The organism is Roseibium sp. AWQ4_290, from assembly GCF_056160985.1.
This window is the reverse complement of sequence record NZ_JBSWYG010000051.1, coordinates 1-1,223: the sequence shown is the minus strand read 5'-3', so window position 1 is coordinate 1,223 and position 1,223 is coordinate 1. Positions and strand designations below refer to the sequence as shown.

At 64.1% G+C, this 1,223-nt stretch carries 1 protein-coding gene; it reads right to left on the bottom strand.

The features are described 5' to 3' along the window. Positions 1-59 precede the first annotated feature (59 nt). Positions 60-1,159, bottom strand: a protein-coding gene (locus tag ACXAH0_RS25080; protein WP_475196004.1) for an IS3 family transposase whose coding sequence is annotated in 2 segments (ribosomal slippage) — positions 60-898 and positions 898-1,159 — 1,101 coding nt in all. Because the reading frame shifts where the segments join, the coding sequence is not laid out codon by codon here. Between the last annotated feature and the right edge of the window lie 64 nt (positions 1,160-1,223).

The window sequence follows — 1,223 nt, the reverse complement described above, 5'->3', positions numbered from 1 at the left end:
TGACCTGAGACCCGACTTTCCTCCATCTGCGAGGAGAATCCGTCGGTTTGTTTCTGGCCTCATGCGGCCTTCATTTCCAGTCTCGTCTTCATGGCAAATTCCTCGGGCGTGAGGTTGCCGAGGGATGAGTGGGGTCTGATCCGGTTGTAGTCCTCCTTCCAGGCGGTGATCTTTGTGCGGGCCTCGGCGAGCGTCGAGAACAGCGTCTCGTTGAGGAGCTCGTCGCGGAAGCTGCCGTTGAAGCTCTCGACGAACCCGTTCTGCATCGGCTTGCCGGGGGCGATGTAGTGCCAGCCGACGCCAGTCTCCTGGCACCACCTGAGCACGGCCATGCTGGTAAGTTCGGTCCCGTTATCGCTGACGATGGTCTGCGGCCGACCACGACGCGCCAGGAGCGCCGTCAGCTCCCGGGTGACCCGCAGACCCGAGAGCGAGGTATCGGCAACCAGCGCCAGGCACTCGCGGCTGAAGTCGTCGACGATGGCCAGCACCCGGAACCGCCTCCCGTCGGTGAACGCGTCGGAGACGAAGTCCAGGCTCCAGCGCTCGTTGGGCCGCTGCGGCACCAGCATCGGCCGGCGTGTTCCGAGGGCGCGCTTGCGGCCGCCGCGCTTGCGCACCTGGAGCTTCTCTTCGCGGTAGAGCCGCCGGATCTTCTTCTGGTTCACCTGCCAGCCTTGGCGGGCGAGCATCACGTGCACCCGCCGATAGCCGAATCGGCGACGCTCCGCCGCGACCTGCTTCATGGCCTGCCGCAGCTCGCCATCGTCCGGCCGCACGCTGCGATAGCGCACGCTTGATCGGTCGACGCCGAGAACCGAACACGCCCGCCGCTGGCTCACCCCGTGTGCCTCACACAGGTGCGCCACGGCCTCTCGCCTTGCAGCGGGCGTCACCATTTTTTTGACGCGACATCCTTCAGCATCGCGTTGTCCAAGAGTTGCTCCGCCAACAGCTTCTTCAGCTTCGTGTTCTCGTCCTCAAGCGCCTTCAGCCGGCGCGCGTCCGACACTTCGAGCCCGCCGAACTTCGCCTTCCACTTGTAGAATGTCGCCGAGCTGATCCCGTGTTCCCGGCACATGTCGGCCGTCGAAATGCCGCTCTCGTGCTGCTTCAGGATCCTGATGATCTGCTCTTCGCTGAACCGTGTTCGCTTCATTGTCCGTCTCCTCGTTCAAGACGGACTCTACCTCAAACTGGAGGAGGAAACGGGGCGCAGGTCA